Here is a 6,248-nt window from a genome sequence, read left to right as displayed (position 1 = left end):
GGGGGTGACCCATCCTTCCGCGCCGAGGATGGAAAGTCCTTGGCGCAGCATGTTGACGGCCACGCCGAAGGTTTCGGCGAGGGTCTTCTCACTGGGCAGGTAGACGCCTGCGGGGTAGGTGCCCCGGTCGATCTCGGCGCGTAGCTGCCGGGCGATCCGCTCGGGCAAAGGGCGCTCGGTGCGGGTCGCGGGGTCAAAGGCCATCCTTCAGCCTCCCTCTAACCCGCCGGGGACGGGCGGGTGAGTCTGGGTCCGGTGGTCGGCCGGACAGCTTGTCAACACGTTGCCGGTACTCCTAGTACCGGAACAAAAGGTTCCGGTTGATGAGGTCAGCATAAAGGCTCGCTGCAATCGGCGAAAGCGTGCTACCTTCAGAACCTACCTATTGCAGAGCATGCTGCAATAGCGAGTGATGGAGGCATGTCCTGATGAGTCCCCGAAATCTTCCAATCTGTGAGCACAAGCTCACTACCGCCATCTGCGCATCCGTGCCGCAGGTGCGCGCGGACCGCCTGACGGGCGAGATCCGAACTGACCGCACGAGCGGTCTGCCGCAGTACGAGGTGTTCGTGCTGGTCAGCTTCGTGGACGAGCGCGAACCGTCCGTGATCAACGTGCGGGTGCCGGGTGAGCCGGTGGGCCTGGAGATCGGCAAGCCGGTGCGGCTGTTCGACCTGTACGAGCGTAAATGGGAGGTGGACGGGCGCTCGGGCGAGAACTACACGGTCTCGGCGATCACGGCGGCCGATCCGGCTCCCTCCCCCGCTCCTGCGGCGACGGCACCTGCCGACTCCTCCGCTGCGGGTCGGGGCGGGGGTAAGGCGGCGGCCTCATGACCGGCGGCAGGGGCGCACCCCTGGGGCGCGAGGAAGCGTTGGAGCGGGTGCGGACACAGTTCGTGCTCGTGGTCGAGCACTTCGCGCACCTTCAGGCGGCGACCAGTGATCGCGACCGGCGGTCGGAGCTCAACACGCTGACCGGCTGTGCCTTGGAACTGCGCGACCGCACGTCGGATGCGTATGAGGCGCTGGAGCTGGCGGCCGATGAGGACGGGATCGCGCGGGGGGTGCTGGAGTGATCGGCAACGTCCTGCTGGGGCTGCTGGCGCTGCTGGCGGCCTGGGTCGCGGCGGGTTCGTTCCTGCGGGAGCGCAACCCTACGTGGTACTGGCTGGCGGTCGGCTACCCGGTCACGGTCGTGCGGATGTACTGGCATTGGCGGGCGCTGTGTATGCAGCGGGGCTTGACCGGCCCGGCTGGGGCGAACCGGCTGCTGTTCGGCGGGTACAGCGTGCAGGCTCAGGCGGTGCGTCCGCCGATCCCCCGGTTGATCGTCGGGCGGGCCACGCGCGACGGCCTGACGGCTCGGGTGCTGATGCTGGCGGGTCAGGAGCCGAAGGAGTTCGCGGCCTGCGCGGGTGCGATGGAACAGATCTGGCGCGTGCACACGGTGCGGGTGAGCAAACCGCAACGGCGCTGGGTGCAGTTGCGGCTGTACCACTCCGACCCGATTCCGGGGGTGGTGGTGCGGGATGACAGCGTTCCGCCACCTCGGCCGGACCCGTCGCAGCGCCCTACCAAGGAGATGCGGCTGGCCCCGGTGGTCGGCATCCGGGAAACCGGCGTGGCGTGGGTGCTGGACTTCCGGCGCTCGCCGCACCTGATGGTGGTCGGGATCACCCTCTCGGGAAAATCCACCTTCTTGCACGCGGTGGTGGTGGCGCTCGCGCCGCTGCCGGTCGCGCTGGTCGGCATCGATTTGAAGGGCGGGCTTGAGCTCTCGGTCTATGGACCGCGCTTGTCGGGTCTCGCCACGGACAAGAAGGAGGCGGCGGACCTGCTTGAGGATCTGCTGACTGTGACGCAGGAGCGGATGGCGGACTGCCGCGCGGCCAGAGTGCAGAACGTCTGGTCTCTGCCGGTGGTACCGGTCCCGGTGTTCGTGTTCGTCGACGAGGTGGCGGAGCTGTATCTCCAGTCGAGCCGGGATGACAAGCCGTTGCGGGACCGGTGCGCGAGTGCGTTGCTGCGGCTGGCGCAGATCGGGGCCTCGCTCGGGGTGCACCTGGTCGTGTCGGGTCAGCGCATCGGCTCGGACCTGGGTCCGGGTGTCACGGCGCTGCGCGCTCAGCTCGGCGGGCGGGTGTGTCATCGGGTCGCGGATGCGGAGACGGCGGAGATGACCCTAGGGGACATCGCGCCCGAAGCGGTCACTGTGGCGCTTCAGCTCACCGCCGGACATCAGGGGTTCGCGGTGGCGACCGATGACGCGGGCGGCTGGTCGCGGGTGCGCTCGGTGCTCACCACGGCGGAAGAGGCGTCGGCGGCTGCGGCCCGGTACACGGCGCTCACGCCGAATCTGCCGGGCATCACCCGGCCCGACTACACGAGGGGTGATCTCTCATGGTCGTGACGCTGGCGCTGATCTTCATGGTTCTCGCGTTCATGGTCGAGCGCGGGCGGCGGGTGACCGCCGTGGAGGCGTGGATTCTGTTCCTGGCCGGGGTGCTGTTCTGGGCCTCAGGGATCGGGGCGAGTATCTGGGTCCTGATCGACTCGGTGTTCCACGCGGTCGGGGGGCACTAGTGAGTGATCATCTCTGGGCGGTCGCTCACCTCGTCCTCGCGGAGCAGCGTCGGCAGCTCGATTTCCGGCGGGCGCGGGTGTGCCGCTCCTGCCGGGGCTGGGGCGAGCGGCGCAAGGCGCTTTGGTGGCGCGGCTTCAAGACGTGTCGTGTGTGCCACGGCCGGGGAATGCTCGGAGGCTGACATGCCGGACCGTCGCCACAGGCGCATCAAGCGTCGGCCGCTTCAAAGGTGTCCCGACTGTCAGGGTCGGGGCTTATCGAAGAGCACCGCGTACGTCGCCCAATGCGGCGCATGCCAGGGCGCGGGCTCTCTCCGAAGGTAAGGCGCAATCCCAACGATCAACGACGGGTCCGGCGCGCACGCAGCATCCAGCATCGCGCCGAACTCGGACCTTTCCACGGCTCGAAACGGGCCACACACGAAGATGCGAGGTAGCAACTCATGTCCGAACAGGACCAGGATTACCAACTGCCGCAGGGTGCGGCGTGGTCGCCGCCGGAGACGGTGGCGGGTGGCTGGGGCGGCGGCGGTTCGCTTCCGCCGGACCGGCCGTCTCCCCCTCCCCCGGAGCCGGAGGAGCACCGCAACCGTACGCGGGTCGCGGTGACGATCGCGGCGCTCGTCGCCACGGTGGGCGCGGTGGTGCTCGGATTCGTGCTCACCAGCGGTCACAGCTCGCACGGAGCGAGCGGGAACACGGCGGCGGGTCGGCCGAACGTGGCGATCGATCCGCCCTCGTCCGGCGCGGCGGGCGCGGTGCCTTCGGGTTCGCCGACGGCGACGCTGAGCGTGCCTGCGGCTCCGCCGACCCTGAGTCAGGCTCAGGCGATGGCGTCGGCTCAGGCGGCTGAGAAGGCGTTCGCTCCCCCGACCAGTGTTCCCGGCGACGTGCCGGGTTACAGCGGGTCGGCCGCGCTGGATGCGGTCACGCTGCCGCCGTTCCTGACGCTGCAAGTGCCCTCGGTGCAGGCGAAGGACGCCAAGGGTCAGGCGATGGCAGATGCGTTCACGCTGATGCTCAAGGCGTGGGCTGAAGCGTGGGCGGCAGGCAACACCGCTGACCCGCGTTACGACACCCTGTGCGCGGACCAGTGCCGCACGGTGCTGGATCCGGCCGTGACGCTGTGGAAGAACGCGAACATCGTTCCGGCGGGGACGCTGCGGTTCTTCAACCTGGCCGGTGGTCTGGCCAAGGGCAATGACCAGTCCGGGGAGGCGGGGGTGTGTGTTGATGACAGCGCACTGACGGCGTTCCGGGGCGGCTCGACGTATATCGACCCGTATCCGCTGGGTCAGCCTGAGCTGCTGGTCTTCGGGCTGGTCTTTGACAAGGCCGTGGGCCACTGGGTCGCTACGGAGGCGTACGCCAGTCCGGGCGACTCGTACTGCGCTCAGGACACCGGCAGCGCGAGTTAGGCCGACCGTTTCCGGATGACGTAAGGGCGGTCCCGGTCTTGACGTAACGCGTCGCGGTCGGGGCCGCAGTCTTCCCGCGAGGTTACCGGCGCCGCTGCCCCCGCTATTGGGGCCGCGGCTCCGGTGGCCGGACCGGACCACCCTTCACGCAACGGCGCTGGTACGTAGGCGGCCGGCGTCGGGGTCTGCCTGAACTGACCACGGCGGATGCCGTGCCCCCGAGGCCGGCGGCCGGACTAGATCGACGAGAGACAACCCACGGATACGGAGGTGCCATGGCGATTCGCGCTCCGCCAGTGATCGTTGCGCGGCCTTTTGGGCCGCTTGGGGAAGCAAGGGGATAGCTGTGTCTACGGGCTTTGTTGTTGTGGTGACCGGTCGCGCTTTCGGCCGGGAGATCGGGGCGGGTCGGGCGTGGCGGCCCGGTGGGGATGCTGAGTCACCGAAGGTGGCCGCTCCCGCCCTAAACGATCATGGCCTCGGGGGTGGGGCCTGATGATTGACGCGGGTGAGTTCGCCGCGCTGCTGGGGCCGGATTTCGCGGCGTGGCTACATCAGATGGAACGGCTGGGTGGCTGCGCGGCTCCGGTGTATCTGGTGGGGCACACGATCACGCGGGACGCGGCTACCGGTGACGTGTTGCACGTGTTCACCTCGGCGTCTCAGCCCTATGGGCGTTTCGCGGTGGGGTGCCGCAACCGGCGCGAGAGCGTGTGCCTGTCGTGCGCGTTCCTGCACCACGGGGACACGTATCAGATCGTTGTCTCCGGATTGGCCGGGGGCAAGGGTGTGCCGGTCGATGTGGTGTCGCACCCTCGGGTGTTCGTGACGCTGACGGCTCCGAGCTTCGGGGCGGTGCATCGTGCGGCCGGTGCGGACGGGGCGCGGTGTCGTCCTCGGCGCGGGGGTGGGGTGTGCGCGCACGGGGCGGCGCTTTCGTGTTCGGCGCGTCACGCGGATGCTGATCCGCTCGTCGGGGTGCCGCTTTGCGCGGAGTGCTACGACTACGCGGGCGCGGTGTTGTGGAACGCCAGTCTGGGGCGGCTGTGGCATGACGCAGTGATCTACACCCGGCGGGAGCTGGCCAAGTCGGCGGGTATCGCGGTGCGGGCGCTGCGTGAGCATGCGCGGGTGAGCTTCGCGAAGGTGGTGGAGTTCCAGCGGCGGGGCTCGGTGCACCTGCACGCGGTGGTGCGGATCGACGGGCCGGGCGGGCCGGATGATCCCGCCCCGTCGTGGGCGTCTGCGGTGATGCTCGGGGATGCGGTGGCGGCGGCCGTGGCGCGGGTGCGCAAGGTGCTGCCGAAACCGGTACTCGGGGTCACTGGCGACGGCTTGCGTGGCGCTGTTCGGGCGGAGGTTGGATCGAAACTCGTACCGGGGGTCACTGGACAGACCATCGGCGAGCGGGTCTTGACCTTTGGCGCTCGGCTCGATGTGCAGGAGATCAGGGCCGGAACGGCGCTCGACGGGCTCTCGGATGCGGCGGTGGCGGCGTATGTCGCCAAGTACGTGACGAAAGGCGATATCGCGGGCCTGGTGTTGCCGCACCGGTTGCGCAGCGAACGGCAGATCGACGCGACGCCGGGCCTGACGGAGCATGCGCGGCAGCTGATGCGTACCGCGTTCGAGCTTGGCGGCCTTGAGCCGTACGAAGATCTCAGGTTGCGTACGTGGGCACATCAGCTGGGGTTTCGCGGCCACATTCTGACCAAGAGCCTGCGATATTCGACCACGTACACGGCGCTGCGCGCGGCTCGGGCGACCTTCCATCGCGCCGGGTCGGATGACGGGGCGCAGACGGTCACGGAAAGCGTGTGGCGGCTCGATCACGTCGGGCACACGCCGAGTGAAGCTGCGTTGGCGCGGGCGATCGCGTCCGAGACGCGCGCTGCGCGAGCCGCCAAGCGGAAGCAGACACACGCGGACCGGCGCGCCTGGGCGGGTGGGCGGGTAAGCGCGGCATCCGGTCGCCGGCCTGGCGCTGACCGCGACCAAACCCGCGCGCCACGGGGGCCGGGTGGGGAACCGTGACGGAAGATCCCCCGGAGGTTGACAAGCCGCTGACGAGGGGTACTCATGATCCAACGGACCGTGACTATCACCTGCGGCGCGTGTGCGCCTCGTTCGATACGACGATCAGTGCGGCGGGAGCGAAGCGCCTGGTGGAACTGCTCGGACGGGATGAAGATCGGGAACGGTTGGCAGAGCAGTGACACGCGGCGGGGCGGCCCGGAACCTACCG

The 6,248-nt window shown here is 69.1% G+C and carries 8 protein-coding genes; 7 read left to right on the top strand and 1 reads right to left on the bottom strand.

From position 1 onward, the window contains the following. A partial coding sequence (locus VFA06_RS14850; RefSeq protein WP_324841142.1) for a GntR family transcriptional regulator occupies window positions 1-204 on the bottom strand: 204 nt, incomplete at its 3' end. 224 nt (window positions 205-428) lie between these two features. Between VFA06_RS14850 and VFA06_RS14845 the strand changes: the two genes are divergently transcribed. From VFA06_RS14845 to VFA06_RS14815, 7 genes are all read left to right on the top strand, one after another. After that, entirely contained in the window at window positions 429-836 is a 408-nt protein-coding gene (locus VFA06_RS14845) for a hypothetical protein (RefSeq protein ID WP_324841141.1), read from the top strand. Beyond that, window positions 833-1,078 carry a hypothetical protein gene (locus VFA06_RS14840; protein WP_324841140.1) on the top strand — a complete coding sequence of 82 codons (246 nt, stop codon included), beginning with the start codon at window positions 833-835 and terminating at the stop codon, window positions 1,076-1,078. The genes VFA06_RS14845 and VFA06_RS14840 overlap by 4 nt, the downstream gene beginning before the upstream one ends. Then, on the top strand, window positions 1,075-2,412 hold the full coding sequence (locus VFA06_RS14835) for an FtsK/SpoIIIE domain-containing protein (RefSeq protein ID WP_324841139.1): 1,338 nt from the start codon (window positions 1,075-1,077) through the stop codon (window positions 2,410-2,412). The genes VFA06_RS14840 and VFA06_RS14835 overlap by 4 nt, the downstream gene beginning before the upstream one ends. Then, on the top strand, window positions 2,403-2,585 hold the full coding sequence (locus tag VFA06_RS14830; protein ID WP_324841138.1) for a hypothetical protein: 183 nt from the start codon (window positions 2,403-2,405) through the stop codon (window positions 2,583-2,585). The genes VFA06_RS14835 and VFA06_RS14830 overlap by 10 nt, the downstream gene beginning before the upstream one ends. 443 nt (window positions 2,586-3,028) lie before the next feature. Then, window positions 3,029-4,003: a hypothetical protein gene (locus VFA06_RS14825; RefSeq protein ID WP_324841137.1), complete on the top strand. Its 975-nt coding sequence runs from the start codon at window positions 3,029-3,031 to the stop codon at window positions 4,001-4,003. Between the two features lie 495 nt (window positions 4,004-4,498). Next, the gene (locus VFA06_RS14820) at window positions 4,499-6,037 is read left to right on the top strand and encodes a replication initiator (RefSeq protein ID WP_324841136.1); all 1,539 of its coding nucleotides are present in this window, start codon (window positions 4,499-4,501) and stop codon (window positions 6,035-6,037) included. Then, the gene (locus VFA06_RS14815) at window positions 6,034-6,219 is read left to right on the top strand and encodes a hypothetical protein (protein WP_324841135.1); all 186 of its coding nucleotides are present in this window, start codon (window positions 6,034-6,036) and stop codon (window positions 6,217-6,219) included. The genes VFA06_RS14820 and VFA06_RS14815 overlap by 4 nt, the downstream gene beginning before the upstream one ends. Window positions 6,220-6,248 lie beyond the last annotated feature (29 nt).

This window comes from Actinocrinis sp., from assembly GCF_035653575.1.
Classification (GTDB): domain Bacteria; phylum Actinomycetota; class Actinomycetes; order Streptomycetales; family Catenulisporaceae; genus Actinocrinis.
Note: the sequence above shows the minus strand (reverse complement) of the source record. Positions and strands in the feature narration are given on the sequence as shown.

Bases quoted from the DNA above. Each gene is read 5' to 3' on its own strand.
- VFA06_RS14820 (WP_324841136.1), top strand. From the start codon at position 4,499: ATGATTGACGCGGGTGAGTTCGCCGCGCTGCTGGGGCCGGATTTCGCG.
- VFA06_RS14825 (WP_324841137.1), top strand. From the start codon at position 3,029: ATGTCCGAACAGGACCAGGATTACCAACTGCCGCAGGGTGCGGCGTGG.
- VFA06_RS14845 (WP_324841141.1), top strand. From the start codon at position 429: ATGAGTCCCCGAAATCTTCCAATCTGTGAGCACAAGCTCACTACCGCC.
- VFA06_RS14840 (WP_324841140.1), top strand. From the start codon at position 833: ATGACCGGCGGCAGGGGCGCACCCCTGGGGCGCGAGGAAGCGTTGGAG.
- VFA06_RS14830 (WP_324841138.1), top strand. From the start codon at position 2,403: ATGGTCGTGACGCTGGCGCTGATCTTCATGGTTCTCGCGTTCATGGTC.